Origin of the sequence: Paenibacillus phytohabitans (assembly GCF_013141775.1) — a bacterium.
Classification (GTDB): domain Bacteria; phylum Bacillota; class Bacilli; order Paenibacillales; family Paenibacillaceae; genus Paenibacillus_AQ; species Paenibacillus_AQ phytohabitans.
Window position 1 is genome coordinate 11,768 of the sequence record NZ_WHOB01000094.1, and the last position, 25,799, is coordinate 37,566.

General features: G+C 53.2%; 21 protein-coding genes. 7 read left to right on the forward strand and 14 right to left on the reverse strand.

Translation table 11 applies throughout. The annotated features are described in order from the left end of the window. Positions 1–2 precede the first annotated feature (2 nt). The 4 genes from GC101_RS32555 to GC101_RS32570 all read right to left on the reverse strand — a co-directional run bounded on the left by GC101_RS32555 (position 3) and on the right by GC101_RS32570 (position 5,065). Complete coding sequence (locus GC101_RS32555; protein ID WP_042140267.1) at positions 3–860, reverse strand: phytoene/squalene synthase family protein; 858 nt, start codon at positions 858–860, stop codon at positions 3–5. Beyond that, positions 853–2,373 (reverse strand): phytoene desaturase family protein, encoded by a 1,521-nt coding sequence (locus GC101_RS32560; RefSeq protein WP_171720695.1) that lies wholly within the window; start codon positions 2,371–2,373, stop codon positions 853–855. The genes GC101_RS32555 and GC101_RS32560 overlap by 8 nt, the downstream gene beginning before the upstream one ends. Then, positions 2,370–3,926: a phytoene desaturase family protein gene (locus GC101_RS32565; protein WP_281365939.1), complete on the reverse strand. Its 1,557-nt coding sequence runs from the start codon at positions 3,924–3,926 to the stop codon at positions 2,370–2,372. Before GC101_RS32565 ends, GC101_RS32560 begins: the two co-directional genes overlap by 4 nt. A gap of 209 nt (positions 3,927–4,135) precedes the next feature. Next, positions 4,136–5,065 carry a MerR family transcriptional regulator gene (locus GC101_RS32570; protein WP_343049846.1) on the reverse strand — a complete coding sequence of 310 codons (930 nt, stop codon included), beginning with the start codon at positions 5,063–5,065 and terminating at the stop codon, positions 4,136–4,138. A gap of 282 nt (positions 5,066–5,347) precedes the next feature. Here GC101_RS32570 and GC101_RS32575 point away from each other — a divergent pair, with 282 nt between their 5' ends. Then, positions 5,348–6,892 carry a phospholipase D family protein gene (locus GC101_RS32575; RefSeq protein WP_171720696.1) on the forward strand — a complete coding sequence of 515 codons (1,545 nt, stop codon included), beginning with the start codon at positions 5,348–5,350 and terminating at the stop codon, positions 6,890–6,892. Positions 6,893–7,259: 367 nt separating this feature from the next. Here GC101_RS32575 and cls read toward each other — a convergent pair whose 3' ends face one another. Both cls and GC101_RS32585 read right to left on the reverse strand, forming a co-directional pair. Beyond that, a complete protein-coding gene (gene cls, locus GC101_RS32580) occupies positions 7,260–8,768 on the reverse strand; it encodes a cardiolipin synthase (protein WP_042140271.1) in 1,509 nt (502 codons plus the stop codon). A 204-nt stretch (positions 8,769–8,972) separates the two neighbouring features. After that, positions 8,973–9,668 (reverse strand): TorD/DmsD family molecular chaperone, encoded by a 696-nt coding sequence (locus GC101_RS32585; RefSeq protein WP_039309109.1) that lies wholly within the window; start codon positions 9,666–9,668, stop codon positions 8,973–8,975. A 384-nt stretch (positions 9,669–10,052) separates the two neighbouring features. Between GC101_RS32585 and moaA the strand changes: the two genes are divergently transcribed. After that, positions 10,053–11,054, forward strand: a complete 1,002-nt coding sequence (gene moaA / locus GC101_RS32590) for a GTP 3',8-cyclase MoaA (protein WP_039309112.1) — start codon at positions 10,053–10,055, stop codon at positions 11,052–11,054. A gap of 105 nt (positions 11,055–11,159) precedes the next feature. Here moaA and GC101_RS32595 read toward each other — a convergent pair whose 3' ends face one another. The 4 genes from GC101_RS32595 to GC101_RS32610 form a co-directional block, all read right to left on the reverse strand. Beyond that, positions 11,160–12,482 (reverse strand): helix-turn-helix domain-containing protein, encoded by a 1,323-nt coding sequence (locus GC101_RS32595; protein ID WP_171720697.1) that lies wholly within the window; start codon positions 12,480–12,482, stop codon positions 11,160–11,162. A gap of 85 nt (positions 12,483–12,567) precedes the next feature. Continuing rightward, complete coding sequence (locus GC101_RS32600) at positions 12,568–12,747, reverse strand: aspartyl-phosphate phosphatase Spo0E family protein (RefSeq protein WP_042218151.1); 180 nt, start codon at positions 12,745–12,747, stop codon at positions 12,568–12,570. Between the two features lie 284 nt (positions 12,748–13,031). Next, complete coding sequence (locus GC101_RS32605) at positions 13,032–14,423, reverse strand: helix-turn-helix domain-containing protein (protein ID WP_171720698.1); 1,392 nt, start codon at positions 14,421–14,423, stop codon at positions 13,032–13,034. Between the two features lie 176 nt (positions 14,424–14,599). After that, positions 14,600–15,211: a LysE/ArgO family amino acid transporter gene (locus tag GC101_RS32610; RefSeq protein WP_171720799.1), complete on the reverse strand. Its 612-nt coding sequence runs from the start codon at positions 15,209–15,211 to the stop codon at positions 14,600–14,602. Between the two features lie 367 nt (positions 15,212–15,578). On the opposite strand from GC101_RS32610, the gene GC101_RS32615 reads away from it, so the two are divergent. From GC101_RS32615 to GC101_RS32625, 3 genes are all read left to right on the forward strand, one after another. After that, a complete protein-coding gene (locus GC101_RS32615) occupies positions 15,579–17,030 on the forward strand; it encodes an aminotransferase-like domain-containing protein (RefSeq protein WP_246354625.1) in 1,452 nt (483 codons plus the stop codon). Between the two features lie 110 nt (positions 17,031–17,140). After that, positions 17,141–17,740 (forward strand): TetR/AcrR family transcriptional regulator, encoded by a 600-nt coding sequence (locus GC101_RS32620; RefSeq protein ID WP_343049848.1) that lies wholly within the window; start codon positions 17,141–17,143, stop codon positions 17,738–17,740. A gap of 19 nt (positions 17,741–17,759) precedes the next feature. Continuing rightward, positions 17,760–18,503: an SDR family oxidoreductase gene (locus GC101_RS32625; protein WP_076247587.1), complete on the forward strand. Its 744-nt coding sequence runs from the start codon at positions 17,760–17,762 to the stop codon at positions 18,501–18,503. Here the strand turns inward: GC101_RS32625 and GC101_RS32630 are convergent. From GC101_RS32630 to GC101_RS32640, 3 genes are read right to left on the reverse strand one after another with little or no spacing between them, the layout of a single operon-like run. Continuing rightward, positions 18,496–19,563 carry a sensor histidine kinase gene (locus GC101_RS32630; protein WP_171720701.1) on the reverse strand — a complete coding sequence of 356 codons (1,068 nt, stop codon included), beginning with the start codon at positions 19,561–19,563 and terminating at the stop codon, positions 18,496–18,498. The genes GC101_RS32625 and GC101_RS32630 overlap by 8 nt on opposite strands. 2 nt (positions 19,564–19,565) lie before the next feature. Next, positions 19,566–20,237, reverse strand: a complete 672-nt coding sequence (locus GC101_RS32635; RefSeq protein WP_042140278.1) for a response regulator transcription factor — start codon at positions 20,235–20,237, stop codon at positions 19,566–19,568. After that, on the reverse strand, positions 20,167–22,032 hold the full coding sequence (locus GC101_RS32640) for an ABC transporter ATP-binding protein (RefSeq protein WP_171720702.1): 1,866 nt from the start codon (positions 22,030–22,032) through the stop codon (positions 20,167–20,169). Before GC101_RS32640 ends, GC101_RS32635 begins: the two co-directional genes overlap by 71 nt. Positions 22,033–22,268: 236 nt before the next feature. Here GC101_RS32640 and GC101_RS32645 point away from each other — a divergent pair, with 236 nt between their 5' ends. Next, entirely contained in the window at positions 22,269–23,486 is a 1,218-nt protein-coding gene (locus GC101_RS32645; protein WP_042140280.1) for an MFS transporter, read from the forward strand. Positions 23,487–23,587: 101 nt separating this feature from the next. Here GC101_RS32645 and GC101_RS32650 read toward each other — a convergent pair whose 3' ends face one another. Further along, complete coding sequence (locus tag GC101_RS32650; protein WP_171720703.1) at positions 23,588–25,300, reverse strand: glutamine--tRNA ligase/YqeY domain fusion protein; 1,713 nt, start codon at positions 25,298–25,300, stop codon at positions 23,588–23,590. Positions 25,301–25,547: 247 nt separating this feature from the next. Between GC101_RS32650 and GC101_RS32655 the strand changes: the two genes are divergently transcribed. Further along, positions 25,548–25,793, forward strand: coding sequence for a DUF2164 domain-containing protein (locus tag GC101_RS32655; protein ID WP_042240376.1), 246 nt, complete (start codon positions 25,548–25,550; stop codon positions 25,791–25,793). Positions 25,794–25,799: the final 6 nt, after the last annotated feature.

Genomic DNA, 25,799 nt, shown 5'->3' on the forward strand with positions numbered 1-25,799 from the left:
GATTACACCACCACGGTTGTGATACCGGTATAGCGCACTACCGTACGCCTGAACAGCTTGAGCTTGGCTTCATCGCTGACATAAGACCGCTTGTGGAATACGTCATAGCCGTCTGCCTCTACGGCATCAAGAATGGCGGCATAGAAGGCGGCAGCGAGTTCAATTGACATGCCGCTCTCCCAGGGATACGTATGAACATTCTCCAGGCCCTTTTCAAACCAGTGCAGCGCCTCCGCCCTAAGCTCCTGAAGCACAGCGATAAACGGCTCATTAACCTCTCCGGCTTCCAGCTCCTGCTGGCTGTAACCCTGTCGCTCCATAACCTCAAGCGGTACATATCTCCGCCCTCTCCGCAGGTCCTCGCCTACATCACGGATAATATTCACCAGCTGCATGCCTATACCCAGCGATATCCCTGCGGCCCGTGCCGCTTCATTCTGATCATCCCGCAGAACGGGCAGCAGCATTTCCCCTACGGTCCCTGCTACAAGATAGCAGTAGCTCTTCAGCTGCTCCATCGTTTCGTACCGGGTGAAGGAGAGATCTCTGATCTGGCCTTCCATCTGCAGGTGAAAAGGCTCACGCTGAAGCTGCGGGAAGCTGCTGAACAGCCAGCGCAGCGCCGGCCAGATGAAATGTCCGTCCGCCTCCTCCAGATCCCTGAAATGCGCCTTCAGTTCATGAATGCTGTACGGCGAGCTGTCAGGCTCATCCACACTGTCATCAATAATCCGGCAAAAGGCATAAATAACATGCACTGCCTCACGCCTGGGACTTGGCAGAAAATTAAAAGCCTTATAAAAGGAAGTAGACCCTTTCTTCATCAGTTCTTCACATTGCTGCAGTATCCTTTCATTCATGACCGCTCATCTCCTTTATCAGTTCTTGAACTGCCAGCCTGGCTCCCTGCATCACAATCGGCACACCGCCGCCGGGATGGACGGATGCTCCTGCGGCATACAGGCCTTGGAGCGGATACGGCTTCGGTTGAGGCCGGAATACACCGGATTGGCTTAACATCGGGGCTATTCCGAAGCTCCCGCCCCCGTACATCCCTTCCTTACGGGCATCGGCCGGCGTTCTTAGCCTGCGCCAGACTATACTGGCGGTAAGCCCCGGGAATCCGCGCTTCTCGGCATCCCTTAGCACCTTGCCGGCCAGTGCTTCGGCGATATCATCCCAATCCTTATCCGGTGCTGCCGGAACAGGGACAAGGAAATACAGTATACTTTCTCCGGGAGGAGCGGCACTGTCGTCCAGCACTACCGGGTTGAACACATAATATGATGAATCAGCAGGGATCTGCCCACGGTCAAACACCTCATGGAGACTGCTATCCAGACTGTCCGGCAAGAAGAACTGGTGAACCTGAGACTGCGGCCAACGCTTGGATACAGCTGCATAGATGAGCAGGCAGCCTGAGGAAGGTGTGAAGCTGCCGTGCCGGATCGGTTTATCAGTAGCGCCGCTTGTCTTATTTGTAGTTCCGGCCAGATTCTTGTCCCGCTTGAACAACCCGGATGGAAGCAGCTTCTCAATATACGGGAAATCACCGTTGTACAGCACGGCATCATAGGTTATCTGCCGGCCTTGAACGACGACCCCGCGGCAGCTTCCCCCTTCTACCATCAGGGAATCAACTTCTGTACTGGTATGAATCTGTACTCCGCGGCCCTCCAGCTCCCGGGCAATGATCTGCGGCAGGGTGCCATATCCCCCCTTCAGCATCCAGATGCCGAAGGCATGCTCCGCGTAGGGAAGCATCATATAGATTCCCGGTGTGCGGAAGGGGGCTCCGCCGATATACAGGCTCTGTAGGGAGAAGGCATCCCTTAGCTCCTCATGCCTGAAATATTGCCCGACTGCAGAGCGCAGACTTCGGTACGCCCGCAGACGGACCATCAGCGACACATTGGCCGGGCTGAAAAATTCGCGCCCGTTCTTATAGCCTCTCTCCAGAAACGAAGCCCTACCCTTTGGATACAAGTGTGACATATCTTCCATAAACCGCAGGAAGCCCTTGCCTTCTCCGGGATACAGACGGTCAATCTCCTCTGCCTGCTCCGCGGCCCCCGCAAATTTGGTCAGCACGCGCCCGCTCCTGAAGTGAACCCGGTAAAGCGGATCACAGCGCAGCAGCTCCAGACTTCCGCGCGGCAGCCCGCCTTCCTCCAGAATATCCAGAAGCATCTCCGGCAGCAGCACAATGGTAGGCCCGCGGTCTATCCGGTAGCTGCCTTGTTCTTCAAAGGCAACACGCCCGCCCACCTGCTCTGCGCGCTCGTACATTACAACCTCATGCCCCTGCCGGGTAAGCAGCAGCGCTGCGGTCAGCCCGCCGATTCCGCTGCCCACAACGGCTACGCGGCTCATAGCGGAACCCCCGCGCCCGCGCCGGGAGCGCCGGCCGGCACGGTGAAGCTGCCCCGCAGGGCCTGGTCATGCTCCCGCAGCAGCCGCGCACTGATCTTCGCCGACTCGAAGATCGTCGGCAAGCCGCTGCCCGGATGGGTTCCGCCTCCGACCAGCCAGATGCCGCGCACCTCCTCGAAGGTGTTGTGCGGCCGCAAATACATCATCTGCCCCAGATTATGGGCCAGATTAAAGGTTGCGCCGTTATATACATTCAGCTTGTTCTGCCAGTCCAGCGGAGAGAAGAATAAGCTCTCTTCCACCCGCCCGGTTATTCCCGCAAGCTGGGGAATCTGCTCCAGGCGCTCCATCATCTGCGCTTCAACTTCCGCACTCGCCTGCTGCCAGTTGACCTCTGCGCTCAGATTAGGCACCGGCATCAGCACATAGAGTGAAGACTTGCCCGGCGGCGCCAGCGTCTTATCGATAACCGACGGATTATGGACATATATAGAGGGGTCTTCGGATAATACCCCAAGCTTAGTAATTTCTTCGACATTACGCCGGTAATCGGCGGAGAAATGAACCGAATGATGACCAAGGTCCACCTCCCCATCGATACCCAGATACAGCATGGCTGTTGAACAGGAGTATCTTTTCCGGGCAACCTTGCGGGGGGTGTATTTCTTCAGAATGCCGGGCTCGAACAGCTGCGTCATCGCTGAGCCGAAGTCGGCCCCGATCACAACGTAATCCGCTTCCACCCGCTCCCCGTTCTCCAGCAGCAATCCTGCCGCATGCCCGTTCTTGACCACTATGCGCTTCACTCCGCTGGAGGTGTGCACATGCCCGCCATGCTCCTGAATCACCTCAGACATCGCCTGAAGGACACGGTTAATTCCGCCTATCGGATGGTACAAGCCGTAACGGTGCTCCATATAGGACAGGATCGTGAACGTACCGGGACATTCCCAGGGCGACATCCCCAGATATTTAGCCTGAAAGGTAAACGAGAACCGCAGCCGTTCATCATCGAAATACCGGGACAGCCGGTTGTATACATTATCTGCGGCGTTCAGCTTAGGCAACGCGTGCAGTACATCTCTTTTCATATAGTCACCCAGGGATTGAAACGGACGCTGCAGCAGCGGAATGACTCGCTCCAGCTTGTCGGCTTCATCGGCCATAAACCGGCGGTAGCCGCTCCCGTTGCCGGGAAACAATCGCTCAATCTCTCCGGCAGTCTGCTCCTGGTCGGTAGAAGGTGTAAATACGGTATCTCCGAAATGCAGTGAATATAGCGGATCAAGCGGCTTCAAGGACACATAATCATGCACGGAACGTCCTGCCAGGGCGAACAGCTCCTCCAGCAGATGCGGCATCATCAAAAAGGTAGCCCCCCGGTCAAAACGGTAGCTGCCCAGCTTAAGCTCTCCCGATCTTCCGCCAACTGTATCCTGCTTCTCATAGAGATCCACTGCGTAGCCTTCGGCGGCCAGCAGCATAGCTGCAGCCAGCCCGCCTGGTCCAGCGCCTATTATTGCAACTTTCGCGGTACGTTTGGGTCCAGTCAAGCGCCTTCCTCCTTATAGCTGTCTGTCTTGAGGCAGATAACTCTTTTCAAACATTATACAAAAACTATACAAGTATGATACAAATATCATACATACTTTGCAGCGCCATGTAAATATCAGCAATCCGACTTCCAATAATTAGAGTTCGCAGCCTGTAAAAGCAAAAAAGAACCGGCCGGCCCTCAAGGGGTACCGATCGGTTCTAAAAGCTACATTCTATGCTTCATTCGGGCAAACTCCCGGTCAAACCAGGCTTGCCACTGCTCCGGGGGCTCATCCAGTTTATAGGTCGCCCTGGTGGCCCCAGGACCGGCCGTTTCATATCCTTTGCCGCCGACAATAAATTGCAGCTCCGGGTGCATGCTAGCGAGCCGTCCAAGCAAATCTTCACAGTACGGCACAAGCTCTTCATCCGTAACGGACAGACAGACTGCCCCGATCCGGCCTTGCTTCTCCAGCATATCCATAACACCTTCCTCCGGCGTATTGGCCCCCAGGTAAATGACCTCAACCCCGTTCTTACGCAGGAAAAGCGAGAACAGCAGCAGCCCTATCTGATGATGCTCTCCCGCCGGACAAAAGGCGAGCACCTTCGGCAAATGCGCATAAACGGGAAACACATGAAAAAACTGGGACAGCCGGTTAGAGATCATATGCGTCATATAATGCTCCTGGGCTACCGTTGCCGTCCCTTCTTCCCAGGCATCGCCAACCTTGACCAGCACCGGCACAAGCACCTGATATACCATAGCCTCATAGCCGTACAATGAGAACCCGAAATCGATTAATGCATCCGCCCGCTCGCCCTGGATTTCGTGCAGGGCTGTATAGATCTGCTGCTTCATTTTGTCAATGGCATCTCTGGGGTCACCGCCCGCCACGTTCAGACGTTCATCCAGATGTTTCTGCTTACGCATCTTCAGCATCCGCACGGCATGGGAAATACTGATGCCCTGCTTGTCCGTCTGTTCCTTCAACCAGCGAAGGTCCTCGATATTCTCCTGGCTGTACAGCCTGTAGCCCGATTCGGTACGTTCCGGAACAACAGCCTGGTACCTGTTCTCCCATGCCCGCAGAGTGACCGAAGGAATATCGAGCATTTCGACGACCTGTTTGATGGAATACACGATGTATCTCACACTCTTTTCCTATTTACACTGAATACTTCTGAAGATTCAAACCTTATACAAATTATTTACACTCATTATACATTTGCTTCTGCTGTATGTCATTAGAACTTGTATAACCCTGCTTTACAGGAACGATACGGTATAAATCCGGCGATTTTAGCAAAAATAGATCTTTCAGATGATTTTGCAGTCAGCTGCTTCACTTCTCCTCAGCGGGCGTTAATAGGTAGTTACAATGCCGGCGCCAAGACCTACGGACTCTGGCTCCGCAGCACCCAGGAGGATCATCCCATGAATCAAGGCAGCCGCTCCATTACGCCCGAACAGTCGCAGCTAATTATAGCTTCCGGTGCGATTACGTCACCCCGCAAGCGGAAACCGCAGTTTATTCTGCGACGCCGCTCCAAGATACTGATTGCCGTCATCCTTCTTTTGGTATGGTTAGCCGGGGTAATGATCTACCAGACCCATAAACCGCTGCCTCCCGGGATTTCCGTGGAGAGTCCTGCGTATAAGGTGGAGAATGTAGCCTTCTGGCACGACTTGACCTATCAGGACAGCAGCGGGGCCGAAGCAAGGGAAGAACAGATTCTCCCGAGAATTCTGCAGATTATTGGAGAGGCCAGAGAATTCCTCGTAATCGACCTGTTCCTGTTCAATGACTATACCCACACCGACCAGCAGTTCCCTGCAGTCAGCCAGGAGCTTACTGATAAGCTTATCGCCCAGAAAGCAGCCTATCCCGGGATGGAGATCGCCTTCATTACCGATGAGGTGAATACCAATTACAGCTCTGCGCCCAATCATCTGCTGGAAGAGATGAAAGCCGCCGGAATCAAGGTTATTATGACGGATGTGGATACGCTGCGTGACTCGACCCCGGCCTACTCCGCTGTATGGCGGACCTTCATTCAGTGGTTCGGACAATCCGGCAAGGGCTGGATTCCCAATCTTATGGCCAGCGGAGGACCCGATATTACCGCGCGTTCGTATCTGAAGCTGCTCAATGTCAAAGCCAATCACCGCAAAGTGGTGCTCAGTGAGAACACCGCGCTGATCTCTTCGGGGAATGTGCATGACGCCAGCGCCTATCACTCTAACATTGCCTTGGAGGTGCAGGGTCCCATTCTGGCTGACATTCTGCAGAGTGAGCAGGCTGCCGCGAACCTCTCGGGAGCGGGCCCTTTGCTGAGCAAGACACCGGACTTCAAGCATCAAGCCCTCCCCGCCGGAGAGCCGCAGCTCGAGGTCCGTTATTTAACCGAGGGCAAAGTGTACAAGTACGCTCTGGATGATATCAAGGCAGCAGGGCAGGGGGATGTCATCTGGATGGGTATGTTCTATCTGGCGGACGACGGAATTATTGATGCCCTGCTGGCGGCTGACGCACGCGGCGCTGAAGTAAGGCTGCTGCTGGATCCCAATCAGAATGCCTTCGGACGGGACAAAATCGGTATCCCAAACCGCCCGGTTGCGATGGAGCTGAACCGGAAGTCTAAGGGGAATATCGCAATCCGCTGGTACAATACGGGCAAGGAGCAGTATCACAGCAAGCTGTTGTTCATCGCCAAGGCAGCCGGCAACTCCATCGTTCTGGGCGGATCAACGAATTTCACGGCCCGTAATCTGGACGACTATAATCTGGAGAATAACCTATGGGTATCCGTGCCGCAGGGGCAGCCGCTATATGCTGAAATGGAGAGCTACTTCAACCGTTTGTGGAATAACGAGGGAGCCGAGTACAGCCTGCCGCTGAAGGAATATCAGAGTGAAATTACATGGATTAAGTATCTCCTCTACCGGATGCAGACCCGCCTCGGGCTCACTACCTTCTGAATATGCCCAAGCAGAAACCTGTAAATTCTTCTATTGGGACAAATAAATATCACCCTAATGGGGAATCAGCTGGAGCTTATGCGGTGTGCGCGGCCTGTGCAGCTAATGTAGATTTAAGGCCAACTCCTATTGCTCCATTCGGGCGACTTCTGGGGTAGCCCCTGTAAATTCAGGTGCACTAATGCTCCTCATTTGCTCCTTTGGCCGCATCTGCGGGAATTAGAGAGATTTTTCCCTTTGAATTCCCCACACTGCCCACTTCCAGAGGATTCAGAGTGATTCCTGGAATATCATAAGTCCCTAAATAAGAAAAAGACCGCCGGAGAGCAGCAGCTCCATCCGGCGGTCTTTTCAGCTATTCTCCTTACTACAGCAGCGGAGACATCAGGCGGGCTGCCGATTCCAGCAGCCGCTCCAGCAGCCTTTTATCCATGAAGGTCTCATGGACAATCTGCCGCGTGGACAGCAGGTCACGCTCGAAGTCTGCGACAATACGCGAGACACTCTCGGTCTGCAGCAGCAGCGCATTCACCTCGAAGTTCAGGTGGAAGCTGCGCATATCCATGTTGGCCGTGCCGATGGTAGCAATCTCCCCATCCGCAATCAGCAGCTTCGAGTGGATGAAGCCCTTCTCATATTCATAGATCTTCACCCCGGATTCCAGCAGTGCCGGGAAGTAGGAATGCGAAGCCAGGAACGGAATCCACTTATCCGGCTTGGCCGGGAACAGCAGACGGACATCCAGACCCGACATCGCCGCCACACGCAGCGCGGTCAGGATATCCTCATCGGGGATGAAGTAGGGGCTGGCGATCCAGACTGACTTTTCCGCCGAGGCAATCATGGAGAAAAAGATATTCTTGAGTGCACGCCGCTCGTTATCCGGTCCGCTGGCAATAATCTGGACCGCTCCGTCGCCGGTCGTGAAGCGCAGCTGCGGGGAGAGGTAATCCTGCTCTAATATTTTCTCACCGGTGGTGTGCATCCAGTCCTGCAGGAAGATAATCTGCATCGTCCGCACCGCTTCACCTCTCAGCAGCATATGCGTATCCCGCCAGAAGCCGTAAGTCTTACTCCGGCTCAAATATTCATCGCCAACATTAAGTCCGCCCATGAATCCCACATCGCCGTCGATGACAACAATTTTGCGGTGATTCCGGTAATTCACCCGGCTGGAGAAAAAGGAGGTTGAGTTGCCATAGGCAGCCACCTGAACGCCGGCATCACTGAGCTCCTTAAGGAAGGCCTTGGACAGCTGAATACTTCCGACCGCATCATACATAAACCGGACAGCTACGCCCGCCCGGGCTTTCTCGATCAGAATCTGCTGTATGCGTGTCCCAATATGATCCGCCCGGAAAATATAGTATTCCATATGGATATGATGCTGGGCCTGACGCAGCTCGAGCAGCAGGGTCCCGAAGGTTTCTTCACCGTTGGTCAGGATACGCGTCTCTGAATTGAAGGAAATCGGCGTACGTCCCAGTCTCTGCGACAATCCCAGCAGCTTTTGGCGCCCGGGACTGAACACTGACCAATCCTGGTGCATGCGCAGCGCGTCATTCTCAATCCGTTCATAGGCCATCAGGTCGCGCTGGGCCTTCTTATCGTATTTGCGCCGTTTGAACACATTCTGTCCGAACAGAAAATAGAAAACGAGTCCCAGCACCGGAATCAAGGCCAGCAGCAGAATCCAGGACATTGTGGTAGAAGGGTTACGGTTCTCCATGAAGATACCCAGCCCGATAGAGATAACCGTCAATGTGGAGAAAATACTGATGATCGTTCCGGCCGTACTGCCAAAAATACCAAATCCAAAGTAATAAAAAGCCAGCATAGCCCCTATGATGACTAAAGCCTGCAGTCCTCTTCTCATATGCAACCTACCTTCTCGTTCTACCGTTCATCACTAAACTGACACATTTATATATTACATGAAGACACCGTTTCTTCCTACTGGAATCCTATACGAAACTTAAATTGCAACAATACTGTAACCTCTTCGCAGGAAGCTGAACCTGCCGCAGCAACAAATAAGGCGCCCTTCCACTTCGGAAGGACGCCTTGATTATTCAGCTGTTTAGACCATTGCCGCCGCACTGCTCTCCAGCGAAGCCTTCCAGGCACGCAGCATATGCAGATCCTGCGGCAGGAATTCCTCCAGCATGTGGCTGAGTCCAAGATATAGCGGGCTGTCAGTCGCTGCGTTCAGCCGTTCACAGAACTGCGGTGTCCATTTCAGCAGATGCTCTTCGAGGAAGTTCTCCTGGATCTCCAGAAGCTCCATTGCACTGCGGATGGAGAAGCTGTTGTACAGCATCCGTTCATGCAGGACTGCCATGAATTCCAGTTCAATGGCGATATGGTCGTCAGCTTCCCCGCTGCATTTCTTGAACACAATGCCTGCCGAAGCATACACATCGGAAAGTACGTTACAGAATTCTTCTTCACGGCCGAGCTGGGCTGCTTCCCGGGCCACAAAAGTACTGGCAGCACGCTCATTCATCAGCCGCTTATATTCGAGCTTCTCTTTCTCACAGATGGCCGGCAGCATTGCTGGCTCCTGGCTGCACAGGTAACGCTTCAGTTCACGTCCGCCTTCGGTCATTTCTGCAGCAATACTCATCTCACGGTTGCGGCTCCACTGGGCGACCAGTGAGAGCGATGGTTTTCTTCCGTAGAAATCAACCAGAAGCTGATATATTAATCCCCGACTCTCCAGCCAGCGGCTACAAACCTCCGGCACGACAAGTGATGGAACTGTAGGTATAGTCATTTTGCAAATCCTCCCTATTGGTTTGCCGGACGCCGGGGCTTCCTTAAGGTCGCCGCCTGAACTTTCCGGTATCATAGCTGTGTTCTTCGCAAAAGTGAAAGGTTATAAAGTTTGAATCTTCCGCACCTAAATTATATCGAAATTGTTAAGCGCTTTCGGTGAGCATTCTATGACCATTCCCTGAAATTGTCGTACTTTTGTCAAAATTAGGCTGCGTCTTTCATCTTTCGTCACATATTATTTAGGTTGTCCGTTTCTTATGCTGTATGCATTCCCTCCTCTTCCATAATTGCGGATTGGGCCAGCTGAAGCCGTACACATTGACGCAGAGGAATGAAGTCTTTAAAATTTAAAATAAAACTCAACAGGTGAAGGAGTAGTGCCATGGAGCCGCTGACCGATCCTTTTGGACGGATACATGATTACATCCGCATTTCGGTTACAGACCGCTGCAACCTGCGCTGTATTTATTGTATGCCTGCGGAAGGAATGCAATTCCAGCCGCAGGACGAGATTATGAGTTATGAGGAAATTACCGCTGTAGTGGAAGCACTTGCGCCGCTGGGTCTGCGGAAGGTCCGGCTGACCGGCGGAGAACCGCTGGTCCGTAAGGATCTGGAGAAGCTGGTATCCATGATCTCCGCTATACCCGGTATTGAAGATATATCGTTAACTACGAATGGTCTGATGCTTCCGGCCAAAGCCGCAGCCCTGAAGCAGGCGGGCTTGTCACGGGTGAACATCAGCCTGGACTCCCTTCGGCAGGAACGGTTCTCCATGATCACCCGCGGCGGCGATGTCGCCAAAGTGCTGAAGGGGATTGAAGCCGCCGAAGCGGCCGGCCTGTCGCCGATCAAGCTGAATGTCGTGCTGATGAAGGGTATTAATGATGATGAGATCAAGGACTTCATCGCCCTGACGCTGAACAGCCCGCTGAATGTACGTTTCATCGAATATATGCCCATCGGCAGCGCAAGCGATGCCTGGCGGCAGACCTATCTCCCGCTAGAAACGGTAGTGGAAGCCTGCAATGAAGCAGGCTGGACTACCGAGGAAGCCGATATGCCTTCCGGGAATGGCCCCTCCCAGAACCGGCGTGTCACCGGGGCAAAAGGAACCTTCGGACTGATCCATCCGGTAAGCGAGCACTTCTGCGATAACTGCAACCGGCTGCGCCTCACCGCCGACGGCAACATCAAAGCCTGCCTTTACTGGGAGGATGAATATAATGTGCGGCCACTGATAAGTGATCCTGCTGCGGTGCAGGCTCTTTTCCGCCAGGCGCTCGGCAACAAGCCGCATAATCATGAAATGGCGCTGGCCCTCGAGCGTAAAGCGCAGAGCCATACGCCTACCGCCCGCCGCATGTCACAGATCGGCGGCTAACCGCAGGGCGGCATTACCGGTTGAACAAATAAACGGCTGAGATTCCCTGGAGGGGTTCTCAGCCGTTTTGCATGAATATTCAAAGGGAATGCTTTTCCTCAATCCTCAGCCGAGTTTAGTGATATCCGAAATCGATATCTCAAAATCCACGGATAAGGTTCCCCGGATCACATTACGCTCACAGTCTATTTTGGCGGATAGGTCCACACCCTGCATGGTCACGTCATCGCCTTTATAACGTCTGCGGGCCAGATAATAGGTTGCCAGCTCGCGGCGGAACTGAGCATGGCTATCTTTCAGCATCAATATATTGCGTTCACCAAAGACGCTGGAATATTTGCGGTAAGGGATATAATTGGCGAATCTCAGCAGAATATGATCGACATCCCACTTATAACGGTTGGCCGATTCAATAATTTTGAATAGTGCCGTAAAGATCTCATTTTCCCGGGTAGAAATGTACTCTACGTACTCATCCAGCACTTCGATTTGTCCATCCAACAAGCGATAGAGATAAGTATTGGCCGTTCCCCATTCCTGGTATTGGGCGATAATCCGCCTTGCTTCCTCAGTGTCTTCCCTTATCCAGCTTCCATCCATATATAACGGTATAATCTCGAGTGCAGACTTATAAGCCCCGCACTGCTCTAATACATAGGCACGAAGTAGCTGGGCGTATAAAATATATGCATATAATGGTCTTTTGTGTACCTGTCCATTATTGGTCGTACGGCCTGACTCTCTATGTAGCTCATACAGATGAGAAGCAATGCTGAGCATTTCCTCGGCAAGCTCGCCCACCTTCTGCCACTTATGAAGTGAAGCATACGTATCAGCCAGTTGCTTCAACGCATCCAGCTGATTGACCTCATCCAGCCTGCCCACATAACCCTCACACAAGGTGGCTGCTATCAAATTGTTGTGCGGATCGTCTCCCAGATTAATCAGAAATAACCGATATTGACAGAGCGCCAGACGCTCGGAATGCTGGTATTTCTCGCTGGCTCCCACATTTTCATAGATTAGTGAAGCTGCTGGCCAGTTCTTTTGCTCGAATAACTCCTCGGCGACCTCAAAGAGCAGCGGAACATAGAGAAGATTATCCAGCAAATTCTGTACAATCCGCTCAATACAGTCCAGACGTGACAGCGCCGCACATTGCAGCAGGAACGGCCGCAGGCGCCGCCAGGTTGGTGCCGAATCATACAAGCATTCATCCACATACTTACTGTAAAAGTAGTCCTCGGGAAGTCCCATCCCGCGTGTAACACGGATCAGATGATTCATCGCCAAGGCCTGCTGACCCTTCATCACCCGGCTGAGTGTACCGGAATGTATGCCGCTGATGATAGCAAATTGATTAATGGACAGGTTATGCTTGAAGAGATACGCTGCTATTTCGTCCCGGATTTTGACTGTATGCTCCACAGTATTTATCACCCTTTTCACACGCTTATCCATAGAATGTTAGATCTAACTTATCTGTTGTTTCACTTCATCTCTTAAGTTACTGCTAAGCAGGCGGCCTTTTCTTCATCCGGTAGGTATTATCATAAGAATTAAGCAGTTCATCCAGCACTACGGATTGCCGTAGTACCTCAGGATGACATAAACCGCCATATTGGACTTGCAACTGATGAAGCTTGCTTCTGGCTCTCTCAATACGAATTCTGACACTTGCCGGACTATACATAAGAATCCCGCCTCCTTATGCAATATTATAGATTTTTATGTAAAAATACAAAATATTGGACTGATTGCATTATCTGTTAAAGTGAATATATTGACAAGCTCTGGCGAGATAGGAGTTGTACATAAAAAAGACGTCCCTGCATTAGCAGAAGACGCCGAAGATGTACTATATAACTACAGCTGCTCATTCAGCCCCCTGGACCATGTCCCATTGTTTCAATCAATTGTTGTTGTATAGGTTTACCCACTATGTCTGATACAGGCAGAGTAATCAGTACAACAACACTACACGAGGCTAGCAATAATAGGAGTTTTCTTTTCATTTGCATCCCGTACCTCTCTGATTAAGATTTTGTATTGCCTCTGCTCATCTTCTCCAGCAATATGCCTGTTCTGCTCGAATAGATCAACACATTTGAAGATGATGCTCTCGTTGTTAAGCTTAGATGATGATTCCAAACCTTCCAAGATATATCCAATGCCTTCACTTCGCTTATTCCGCAGATAATAGACTCCCAGTTCAACAAGAAATCTGGCGTGTTGGTCAGCCTTAATCTGCTGATTGTACACTCCGAGCTCAGTGAGATGTATCCTATAGGGCATGTAATCAGAGAAACGTTCTAAAATAGAATCTACATTCCAGTTATATAAGTTTGCAGATTTGACGATATAAAATAAAGCTGTGAAGATCTCCCCTTGTTGCGTTGAAATATAGTTAACATAATCAGCTAACACCTCTGACTGTCCATCCAGTAAGCGGTACAAATAAGTATTAGCCTTGCCCCATTCCTGGAATTGCGCTACAGTCCTCTTCGCTTCCTCACTTTCTTCATGTATCCAATTCACGTCCGAATATAAAGGTACAAGTTCAAGAGCCGCTTTGTAATCCCCACATTCATCGTATGCATTCGAACGCATTAGATGGGCATACAATATATAAAAGCAAAAAGGTCTTTCTCCGCTCTTCACCGTCTCTTTATGTTTCGAGCGACAATAAAGATCATATTGAATTGTAGCAATCCGTAGTAATTCAAGAGCAAGCTCATTTACTTTACTCCATAATTGCAGTGAGTAGTAGACATCCATCAAATGCTTCAACGCATCCAGCTGGTCCGCCTCATCCAAACGCGGGATGTAGCTCTCAAACAGAGTAGCAGCGCGCAGGTTCGTGCTCTGATCATCACCAAGTGCGATCTGGAACAGGCGGTATTGGCACATAGCCAACCGTTCGGAGTACTGGTATTTCTCGCTGGCGCTTACATTCTCGTAGAGCAGTGCTGCCCCCGGCCAATACCCCTGCTGAAACAATCCTTCGGCTACTTCGAACAACATGGGAACATAGGTCAGATTATCAAGCAGATTATGTACAAGAAGCTCGATACAGTCCATGCGCCCAAGCTCTGCACACTTTACAATAAAAGGCCGAAGCCGCCGCCAGGTCGGTGCCGAATGATAGAAGCATTCATCTACATATAAACTGTAAAAATAGTCCTCGCGTACCCCCATCCCTGCAGTAATTAACTCCAGATGGCTCATGGCAATCGGCTGATGACCATTAATAATCCGGCTTAATGTCCCGGAATTAATGCCGGATCTTATGGCAAACTGATTGATGGACAGCTCATGCTTTGATAAATAATCCACTAGCTGATCTCGAATCGTGGCTGCAGGCTCCAAGGAAACACCACCCTTCCGAATCCCATAATTTAGAATTTTGTGTTTATATCTGTATAGTAGGCGATTATATTCCAAGGGTCAATAGACTAGATTCAGATAAATTATGAATGTGTGAAGTTTTCGAAACAGTTTGGCAACCCGGTTGCCGAATCCGGTTCTGCATGGCTAAATTGGCGTTAAAAGCTCCGCCACAGCTGTATTCCCATGTAGACGGCGATCGCCCAGATCAATAGTGCTGAAGCGGTATTCAGCCTCTTAATCACCTTACCGGAGGCATCCATCCTGCCGAGCAGGCGGCCCGCAGCGGCAAGACCCAGGAACCAGATCCAGGAGACGGCCACCGTAGCCGCCGCGAAAGCCCAGCGCACCATACCGTCATATTGCAGCGAGCTTGTACCGATGACGCCCACCGTATCCAGCAGCGCATGCGGATTCAAGAGGGAAACGGACAGTGCATACAGCATCTGTCCCTTCGGAGAGAGGCGCCCCGCCTCTTCCTGCGCCGGAGAAGAGCGCCAGATTCTCCAGCCCATGAAGCAGAGAAACAGGATTCCCGCACTGTATATAAGGGGCGTGACCCAGTCCAGCGATAGAATGACCAGAGAAATACCGCCTACTGCTGCGGTTATAAGCAGCGTATCGCATGCCGCTGCCGTCAGAACTACAGGCAGCACACTGCGGAATCTCGCGTGCTGTGCCCCTTGATTGAATACGAATATATTCTGCACGCCCAGCGGCAGAATAAGCCCGAAGGCCAGAATGATTCCATGTACAATGGCTTCCGTCATAACTTCTTCCTCCTTCATATAAGCTGTGATGCTGCCGGATGGACAAGCCTCCACAGCTTCTTGCTTCTTCCCGGTTAACGCATTCTGATCGTACTCTGGTGCAGAGGCTGCCGTAACCATCCAAGTTTTCCGTCTCATACCCAGCCAAGCTTAATAGACGACTATGAACCATGGTACACTCAAGGAAAGAAACCACAAAAGAGGAGCCCGTCCCTTGACACATCAGCATCCGCCAGATCATCCAGACTTAAGCACTGCCGGTTCTTCCGGTCACCCTGAAGCTCCCGCACCTGCCGCTCTTGAAAAGGAGCCGGACGGCTCACTCCCTGTCCTTCAAGGCACATGGAAGCCGGACCCGGCTTCCCCGCTGCCGCTTCATAGTCAGATATCCTCCTACTTCTTCGCCAAGATCAGCAGCGGGGCCTGGCCTCCCGGCATGCGGCTGGCTCCGCAGCGTGAGCTCTGCCGCATGCTCGGTGTTAACCGCAGCACGGTGGTCACGGCGCTGGGCCAGCTTACAGCACTGGGCCTGATTGAGGGCAGACGCGGCGGAGGCACCGTAGTAGTAGCGGATGCACGTCCCGGCATCCGGCCCGCCGGTGATTCCAATGCGGTCACAGCTCCGGCAGAACCGGAGCGCCGGGGCAACTGGAATGATTATGTGGAGGAGGGGATTCACTATCCCAACCTGCCTACCGTACAGGATATCAACCGGCTCGAATATGAGCCGGGTCTGATCCGCCTCGGCACCGGCGAGCCTGCGCCGGAGCTGCTGCCCGGGGCGGCGATGAACCAGGTGCTGGCCGGGCTCGCGCAGCGCATTCTTCCACCGCTCTCTTATGAGGAACCGCTCGGCAATCCGGCGCTGCGGGCTGCGGTCAGCCGGATGCTGGCCCGAAGCGGCATTGCAGCCGACCCCGCCTCCATTCTTATCACCTCCGGGGCACTTCAGGGACTCCAGCTTATTGCTCTGGGCCTTCTGCCGCGCGGCTCATCGATCCTGCTGGAGAAGCCGTCTTATCTGTATTCGATTCATGCCTTTCAGTCTGCCGGGGTGAAATTCAGCGGGCTGCCCATGGACGGACGCGGGCTGATCCCGGAGCATCTTACGGCTGAGGCTGTCCGCAGCAAGGCGGCGATGCTCTACAGTATCCCTTCCTTTCATAACCCCACCGGGATTCTGATGGATGCCGGGCGGCGCCGGGAGCTTATGCAGGTCACAAGCAGCCTCGGGCTGCCTATTCTCGAGGATGGCGCCTATCAGGAGCTGTGGATGGATGCACCGCCTCCGCTGCCGCTGAAGGCGCTGGACCGCGAGGGAAGAGTGCTGCATCTGGGCACCCTGTCCAAAGCAGCCAGCCCCGGCCTGCGCATCGGCTGGATTGTCGGCCCGGAGCCGGTAGTCCGGCGGCTGGCCGATATCAAAATGCAGAGTGATTACGGCGCAAGCTCCCTGTCACAGCTGGCTGCTGCCAGCTGGCTTGAGGACGGCTATCATGAGGAGCATCTGCAGGTGCTGCGCGGCAGACTACGGGAGCGCCGTGATCTTGTGCTGGAGCTGCTGCAGCTTCATTGTGCCGGACTGGCAACCTGGAATGTACCGGCAGGCGGATTCTACATCTGGCTGTCCCTCCTGCACCCCGTGCCTCCGCGCAAGCTGTTCACTGCAGCCCTGCGCGCCGGATTGCTGCTGAATACAGGCGATCTGTACGACCGCAGTGACCGCAGGCATCTCAGACTGTCCTACGCTTATGCTTCTCCGGCAGAACTGAAGCGCGGAATCACCCTGCTGGCAGATCTAATCAGGGAAGCTCCATGAATAACGCGAATTGCCGGATCACAAATAGCGCATAACAAATGACAATAATAATTATTTGTCATTTGTTATGCGCTATGTTATGCTTCTTGCACAGGAAGGGGAAGTTACCCGTGAATAAATTAAGCTCTTTTTTGAGCAAAACAGAAATCCTTAATGCCGCTGAACAAACCCTGCGCAAATACGGGCCGGACAAGGCTTCAGTCACTGATGTAGCGAAGCTGCTGGGCGTAAGTCATGGAACCCTTTACCGGCATTTCCCCAGCAAAGCTGCGTTGCGGGAGGCGGTAACGGAACGGTGGCTGGAGGAGATGATTGTAGCTCCGCTAACTGAAATTGCCGCGATACCCACAACCAATGCCTTGGGGCAGCTTAGAGATTATATCGCTAAGCTCGTAGAGCTTAAGCAGCATCATGCTTCACAGGACAGCGAGATGTTCAAAATGTATGCAGCCGTTACTGAAGAATCGGCAGCACTTGTTGAAGTCCACATCCGGAAGCTTCTCGATCACATTGACCTTCTCATTGCCCAGGGCATGGAACAAGGTCTTATATCACGGAGTATCCCGGCGGCGGTACAGGCACGTTCAGTCCTCTATGGCACCGCACGCTTTCACCATCCGGCGCACGCCTATGAGTGGCGCAGCCCGGGCATCATGCAGGAATTCGCCCAGCTCTGGACACTGCTGGAAAGAGGATTATCCGAACATTAAATTCAAGGAGGAACTACTAATGACACAACCATTGCAAGGCAAGGTGGCTATTGTTACCGGATCATCGAGAGGAATCGGGCGGAGTGTCGCTGAGCGGCTGGCGGAGCAGGGCGCTTCCGTTATCATCAACTATTCGAGCAGTCCCGCCCAGGCAGATGACGTAGTGACGGCCATTCGGGCGGGCGGCGGAACAGCCGCTGCCCTGCAGGCAGACATCAGCAAGCCTGCCCAGATTGAACAGCTGTTCAAGGAGACCAAGGCGCTCTATGGAAAGATCGATATCGTGGTCAATAATGCGGGGATTATGATGAACTCCCTGATCGGAGAAGCTACTGAGGAGCAATTCGACAAGCAGTTCGCCATCAACGTCAAGGGCACCTACTTCTCCTGCCAGCAGGCCTTCTATCACCTCGAACAGGGCGGGCGGATTATTAATTTCTCCACTTCCGTCAACGGCCAGATGTTCCCGGCCTACAGTATTTATGCCGGCACCAAAGGTGCGGTTGAGCAATTCACCCGCCAGCTTGCCAAGGAGTTCGGCAGCAAAGGCATCACCATCAATGCGGTGGCACCAGGACCAGTAGCCACAGAATTGTTCCTGGAGGGCAAATCAGAGGCCGTACTGGAAGGGCTGAAGAAGGGCAATGCCTTCGGACGTCTGGGCCAGCCGGAGGATATTGCCGGCGTGGTCAGCTTCCTGGCCGGAGAAGGCTCCGGGTGGATTACCGGCCAGACCCTCCGCGTCAATGGCGGATTCATCTGACTTGCAGAGGTATACGTACGACTGAAGCCGTCCCCTCACCGGGACGGCTTGTTATCTGTATGCTGCCTTCGTGAAGTTCAACGATTTTCTTCACCAGCGGCAGTCCCAGCCCGCTTCCGCCGCCCCCGCTGACGCTTCTGGATTTGTCCACTTTATAGAAGCGTTCGAAGATCCGCGGCAGCTCCTCTTCGGCAATGCCGATTCCGCTGTCCTTCACCTCCACTTCAATCTGCTCCTCTGAGATGCGCAAGGAGACGGTAATCCGTCCGCCCCGCGGGGTGAACTTGATGCTGTTATGCAGCAGGTTGGTCCACACCTGGCTGAGCAGGTCTTTTACCGCAACCACGGTGGTTTCTGCAAGATCTGCCTCTACCTCAATATCCTTGCCCAGCCACTGCGGCTCTGAAGCCAGGATCATCTCCTGCAGCTGCTTATCCAGCCTGTAGGGCTTCCGCTCGAACGGGAAGCTCTCTGCCTCCAGTGCCGACAGCTTCAGCAGATTGTCGCTCAGGCCGGACAGGCGGCGGCTCTCCGCTTCAATGATATCCAGGTAATGCTTCCTGCTCTCGGTACTGAGGCTGTCATCCTGCAGAGCTGCGGCGAACCCGCGGATGGAGGTCAGCGGCGACTGGATCTCATGCGATACGTTAGAGATGAAGTCCTGGCGCATCGTCTCCATCCGGCTCAGCTCAGTGGCCATTTCGTTAATCCCCTCTACAATACCGCCAAACTGCCGGTACTGGCCGCTGTTCTCCAGTTCGATTTTGAAATCACCTTTGGAAATCTGCCGCATCGCCGTCAGGATCGGCACATAGAATCTCTGGTCCTGCCCGCGGGTAGCGAAAGCGATGGCGCCAGCCACGCAGAAGAAGATAATCACCTGCATGCCCATAATAAACAGATGATAGCCGTATTCGGAGAAGGACCAGCCGAAATGCCGGACCAGCAGCCTTGAGCCGAAATAGCTTCCGTTCCAGGAGATAAAGAGCATCGTCAATATGCCGGCTATAGGCGCAATCACATTGATTTTCTTCCATACTTTTCTGATTCTGTCCAGCATGCTTATCCCTCCAGCCGGTAGCCAAGGCCCCGGATCGTGCGGATGGCGAACCCGAATTTATCCCGGGGAAACCGCTCGCGCAGACGGCCCACATGCACATCCAGCGTCCGCTCATTCCCTTCAAAATCATAACCCCAGATCTCTTCAATCAGCCGGTCGCGTGTCAGTGTCTGACCCGGATAACTGGCCAGCTTGAACAGCAATTCAAATTCCTTAAGCGGCAGCGTAATATCGCCATGCTCGGATACAACCTCATATGTTCTGCGGTTCATCCGCAGGCTCCCTACGGTAACGCTCTGGGCGGCAGAAATTTGGTACCGCTTCAGCAGCGCCTTCACTCTGGCGATCAGTACGGGCGGCTCGAACGGCTTGACCAGATAGTCGTCTGTACCGAGCTCGAAGCCTTTGACAATCTGTGAGGTTTCACCTTTGGCTGTCAGCATCAGGATCGGGAAGTCATACTGCTTGCGCAGCTCCCGGCACAGCTCCCAGCCGTCCATATTCGGCATCATGACATCAATAATCGCCAGATCGGCCGGGGTCTCTTCGAGCAGCCGCAGCGCCTCCAGCCCATCGGAGGCACTCAGCACTTCTTCCATGCCTTCAGCTCTCAGAAAGACTCCCACCAATTCGCGGATGTGCGGATCGTCGTCCACTACCAGTATTTTGGCCATTTCCTGTAGAACCCTCCTCTATCACACTGCCCTGAAGCTCCGGCGTATTCATCTGCAGCTGCTGCTCGGCAAATTCACGGTACAGCTCATGATCCCGCAGCAGCTCTTCATGTGTTCCCTTGCCGGTTATCCGGCCCTTCTCCATAAATATAATCTGGTCCGCATTGACGACTGTAGCCAGTCTGTGGGCAATGACAATCGTGGTCCTGCCCTGCATCAGATTGCCCAGTGCCTTCTGTACAACGGCTTCCGACTGACTGTCCAGACTGGACGTTGCCTCATCGAGCATGAGAATCTTCGGATCGCGCAGCAGCGCTCTGGCAATGGCGATCCGCTGCCGCTGTCCGCCGGACAGCTTCACTCCGCGTTCGCCGACGTCCGTATTGTACCCATCCGGAAGCTCTGCAATGAAGCCGTCAGCGTATGCCATGGCCGCAGCACGCTGCAGCTCCTCCTTACTGATCTCGCGGTCCAGTCCATATCCCAGATTCTCGGCAATCGTTCCGGCCAGCACCGGACTTTCCTGCGAGACATACCCGATCCGCTTACGCCAGGATTTCAGGGAGAACATCGATACCGGCTTGCTCCCCATCCGGATAACACCGCTCTGCGGCTCATAGAATCGTTCCAGCAGCGAGAACAGCGTCGTTTTACCGCCGCCGCTTGGACCGACAATCGCTGTCACCTGGCCCGGCAGCATCGTGAAGCTTATCTTGTTCAGCACTTTCTCGCCCGTTTTGTATCCGAAGCTGAGGTCTTCCACTTCGATTGGGCCTTCCTCGCTGCCAGCCTCTTCTACACCTTCATACACTTCTTCCTCTGCCGCAAGCGTCTCGATAATCCGCTCCGAGGCACCTTTGGCCTTCTGAAGCTGCGTGAAGAATTGAGTCAGCTGGGTCAGCGGCATAATAATCTGGATCAGATACAGAATGAAGGCCACCAGCTCACCGGCGGTCAGAACCCCCGAGGACACCTGCATTCCGCCATAGCCGATAATCACCACAAGCAGCATCATGAAGACGAAGGAGACCAGCGGGCTGATCATCGCGCTGATTTTGCCCTCACGGATGCCGAAGGACAGCAGATTCATAATTCCGCTGCGTCCGGCTTCATATTCCTTCTGCTCGGCTCCTGAGGATTTAACCAGCCGGATTTCAGACAATACACCGCTAAGTGTGGCGGTGAAGGAGGCTGTCTCATCTTGTGTGCCTTTTGATATTTTGTACATCTGCCGGCCCAGCGGTACCAGAATCAGCGCGGACAGCGGGAGGACGGTGAACAGTACCAGCGTCATTTTCCAGTTCAGGAAGAGCAGGACAGAGATTGAACCGACAATGGAGATCACGCCGGTAAAGAGGCTGGCCAGATGCTCCGAGATCAGTGTCTTGAGAATTCCCGTATCATTGGTCATCCGGCTGACGCTTTCACCTGTCCGGTTCTCATTGTAATAGGACACAGGCAGCACAAGGAATTTGCGCCACAGCCGGTCCCTAAGTCCGGCGACAATCTTCTGCCCGACCGCATTCAGCAGATATATCGAGACGCCGCCGGCAAGGGTCTGTGCGATGAAAGCTCCGGCAATTCCGGCAATCTGCAGCTTGCTGATCGAAGCCAGCGAGAAGCCGTCGACCAGGTTCTTCGTGAACATTGGAATAACAAGACCCACTAGAGTCGAAATCATACTGAGGCCCAGAGCCAGTGCCAGCAGCATGTAGGAGGGTTTAGTTTCGTGCAGCAGCTTCAGGAACGGCTTCATCGCGGCTCCCTGCTTCTGCGGTGCTTGAGTGTTCTTCATGGTTAATCCCCTTTTCCGGCGGATAGATGTCAGGAACAGCTGATGTCCCGCTTCCGCCTTCCAACCTAGAATAACTGTGCTTTGTAAACTGAAATTAAACTGTTAAATTTCCATTGATTTGTAATTCCCTATATAAGTTGGTTTGTATCCCTTTTCAACAAATGTTACAGTGATAGAAGCGGCAACTTCTGCCGTTCTAAGGATTCAAGGCATCTGGCGGGAAAGGAGTGCAAAGTTTGCGGGAGAACCTCGATAAGCAGCTGTCTTTCACCTCTCTTAAATGGTTCAACTTCTTCGTATATGGAACGGTCGTCCTGTTCACCAGCTTCTTTCCGCTATATCTTCAGATCATGGGAATGAATAAGCTGGAGATCGGGAGCCTGATGTCGGTAGGTGCGCTCGTCTCTATTATTGCCAATCCCTTCTGGGGTATCTGGAGTGACCGTTATCAGAATATCCGGCGGATTGTCCTGGTCATGCTGACCGGCACGCTGGTCTTGTCCCAGCTAGTCTTTCAGGCGAATACATACGAGATGATATATATATCTATTCTGTTCTTCTACTTCTTCCAGGGGCCGCTGTTCGCCCAGAGCAATACCATGATCCTCAGCTATATCGACGGTACCAGCCAGCGGTTCAGCTCATACCGGCTCTGGGGATCGTTAGGCTGGGCGTTTACTGCCATACTGGCCGGACCCGTGATTGAATGGGCCGGTGTTTCCGTGCTGTCTTATCTCTTTGCAGCACTGCTGTGCGCGGCGATGATTGCGCTGATCGCTATGCCGAAGCTTGATCATTCGATCGGAATCGCCCCCTTGCCATTCAGGGGACTGCGTCAGATCTTCTATAACCCGTTTTTCCTCTGCTTCATCCTCTTCGGCATTCTGGTCTCTATCCCGAATACGATGAATAATACCTTTGTGTCACTGTACATCACAGAGCTGGGGGGAAGCAAGACCATGATTGGGCTGGCGGTGTTCCTCTCTTCCATTCTGGAGATGGGAGTGCTGCTCTTGTGCAACTACATTCTTAAACGTAAAATCTCTGTACTGCTGGCCTCTCTCACGTTCGTCAGCGCCCTGTTCTTCCTGCGCTGGTGGATGATGGCCGATGCGACCACTCCACTACAGGTTGCCCTCATTCAGGTGCTGCACTGCATTACCTTCGGCGGATTCTTCTATGTCGGCACCCAGCTTACTATGCTGCTTGTTCCAAGGGCTTACCGGTCCTCGGGACAAGCACTCTACACGCTTACGTGGAGCGGAATATCCGGCATCCTCGGCGGCGTGCTCGGCGGCTGGATGTATCAGAACCTCGGAGTACAGACGATGTATCAGTCCGGTGCGCTCCTCGCCCTGTTCGGCACCATCGGCTTCGGCCTGATGTGGCTCTTCTTCATCCGCGGCGGCTACCGGCCTCCGGCTGATCCCGAAGACGGGGCGGCAGAGGAGTAGCGATGGACCAGAGGTGGGCGGGACCGTTCGATTCACAGCACACAGCAAACAGGCTTGGCTTCCCGGACGGGAGGCCAAGCCTGTATTCATTCATGGAGAGTCTAGCCTTGCTTGGGCTGGAAAGAGCTCTTCAGGGAAACCACCAGATTGAATACCAGATGCTCCGGTGATGAATATTTACTGTCTACATTAAAGTAACCATGGCGGAAGAATTGGAACTTGTCCTGTGGCACGCTGTCCTTCAGGCCCGGTTCGACGAAGCCCTGGATGATCTCGATCGATTTCGGGTTAAGCTGATCCAGGAATGTAGGCTCCGGCTTGCTCTCAGCAGCTTCCAGACCTTCGATTTCGGCTTCGGTCTCAGCCTCTTCGGCGGAGATCAGCGGCTCATAGAGGCGGAATTCCGCCGGTACCGCCTGGCTCGCATCGACCCAGTGCAGCGTTCCCTTGACCTTGCGTCCGGTGAATCCGCTGCCGCTCTTCGTTTCAGGATCATAGGTGCAGTGCAGCTCAATAACTTCTCCGTTCTCATCCTTGATGAACTCGTTGCACTTGATGAAGTAAGCATTCTTGAGCCGCACCTCGTTGCCGGGGAACAGGCGGAAATACTTATTCGGCGGAACCTCCATGAAGTCATCGCGTTCAATATAAATTTCACGGGAGAACGGAATCTGGCGGTTACCCATTTCCGGGTTCTCCACATTGTTCTCAATCTCGAAATACTCGGTTTCGCCCTCAGGATAATTCGTAATAACTACCTTCAGCGGCCGCAGCACAGCCATGGTCCGGGGTACCGTCAGCTTGAGGTCTTCACGGATGAAATGCTCCAGCATCTGCAGGTCTACGAGGCCCTGGCTCTTGGAAATGCCTGTCTCATGCACGAAGCTGCGGATCGCTTCGGGGGTATACCCGCGGCGGCGCAGTCCAGATATCGTCGGCATGCGGGGATCATCCCAGCCGTCGACATGGCCTTCATCCACCAGCAGCTTCAGCTTGCGCTTACTGGTAACGGTCTGGGCCAGATTAAGGCGCCCGAATTCATATTGATGCGGCGCAGCCGGCATCTCGCATTCTGCTACAACCCAGTCATAGAACGGGCGCTGATCCTCGAACTCCAGCGAACAGAGGGAGTGGGTAACATGCTCGATCGCATCTTCGAGCGGATGCGCGAAGGTATACATCGGGTAGATGCACCATTCATCGCCTGTATTGTGGTGATGAGAGTGAGAAATTCGGTAAATGACCGGATCGCGCAAATTGATATTCGGAGAGGACATATCGATTTTGGCGCGCAGCACCTTCTCGCCGTCCTTGAATTCGCCTGCCCGCATGCGGTGGAACAAGTCCAGGTTCTCATCGATACCGCGTTCACGGTAAGGACTGTTCTGTCCCGGCTCCGTCAGCGTTCCCCGGAATTCACGGATCTGCTCTGCCGTGAGATCATCGACATAAGCTTTGCCCTTCTTGATCAGCAGTTCGGCCCGCTCATACATCTCCCCGAAATAATCCGAGGCGAAACGCAGCTCTTCCCATTCGTATCCGAGCCACTTCACATCTTCCTGAATGGAGTTCACATACTCCGTGTCTTCCTTGACCGGATTGGTGTCATCGAATCTCAGATGGGTCTTGCCGCCGAATTCATCAGCCAGTGTAAAGTTAATCCAGATCGCCTTGGCATGTCCGATATGTAAATAACCGTTCGGCTCCGGCGGAAAGCGGGTGACCACTTCCTTAACCTTGCCCGAGCGGAGATCTTCGGTAATGACGTTCTTAATGAAATTGGAGGGTGTACCCTGGTTCTCCACAATGATCAACCTTTCGTTCTGTATTATTACTACTTCCTTGTATAAACATGTTTCCTATTAATATACCCGTTAGGCAGGGAATGTTCAATAAAAGTTAAACAGAAACGGCATTCCTGTCCCTGATGTACAACGTATCTGTCCCGGTGAAGCTAAGGCGCCAATAAGATCCCGCAGCGATAAAACTGCATCTTTGACTTCTCTCCCGGCGATAGAGTAGCATGGATCATATAGGATTACCGAGAAGAGGAGGGTACCCATGAAACCGATCAAACTGCCCAAAGAGCAGCGGGAATTGATCACCGAGAACATCCGCGCATACTTCGAAGCCGAACGCGGGGAAACGATTGGCCATCTGGCAGCAGATAATCTGCTGGAGTTCTTCCTGAACGAGCTTGGGCCGGCTGTCTACAACGGGGCACTGAGTGACTGCCGGACACTGGCTTCACAGCGCATGCAGGCGCTGGAGGAAGATATCTACGCTCTGGAGTGGAAAAAGCGTTAGGGCAGA

Coding starts and splice junctions, on each gene's coding strand:
- GC101_RS32555 (WP_042140267.1), bottom strand. CDS start 860: ATGAATGAAAGGATACTGCAGCAATGTGAAGAACTGATGAAGAAAGGG.
- GC101_RS32560 (WP_171720695.1), bottom strand. CDS start 2,373: ATGAGCCGCGTAGCCGTTGTGGGCAGCGGAATCGGCGGGCTGACCGCA.
- GC101_RS32575 (WP_171720696.1), top strand. CDS start 5,348: ATGAATCAAGGCAGCCGCTCCATTACGCCCGAACAGTCGCAGCTAATT.
- cls (WP_042140271.1), bottom strand. CDS start 8,768: ATGAGAAGAGGACTGCAGGCTTTAGTCATCATAGGGGCTATGCTGGCT.
- GC101_RS32585 (WP_039309109.1), bottom strand. CDS start 9,668: ATGACTATACCTACAGTTCCATCACTTGTCGTGCCGGAGGTTTGTAGC.
- moaA (WP_039309112.1), top strand. CDS start 10,053: ATGGAGCCGCTGACCGATCCTTTTGGACGGATACATGATTACATCCGC.
- GC101_RS32600 (WP_042218151.1), bottom strand. CDS start 12,747: ATGTATAGTCCGGCAAGTGTCAGAATTCGTATTGAGAGAGCCAGAAGC.
- GC101_RS32610 (WP_171720799.1), bottom strand. CDS start 15,211: ATGACGGAAGCCATTGTACATGGAATCATTCTGGCCTTCGGGCTTATT.
- GC101_RS32625 (WP_076247587.1), top strand. CDS start 17,760: ATGACACAACCATTGCAAGGCAAGGTGGCTATTGTTACCGGATCATCG.
- GC101_RS32630 (WP_171720701.1), bottom strand. CDS start 19,563: ATGCTGGACAGAATCAGAAAAGTATGGAAGAAAATCAATGTGATTGCG.
- GC101_RS32635 (WP_042140278.1), bottom strand. CDS start 20,237: ATGGCCAAAATACTGGTAGTGGACGACGATCCGCACATCCGCGAATTG.
- GC101_RS32640 (WP_171720702.1), bottom strand. CDS start 22,032: ATGAAGAACACTCAAGCACCGCAGAAGCAGGGAGCCGCGATGAAGCCG.
- GC101_RS32655 (WP_042240376.1), top strand. CDS start 25,548: ATGAAACCGATCAAACTGCCCAAAGAGCAGCGGGAATTGATCACCGAG.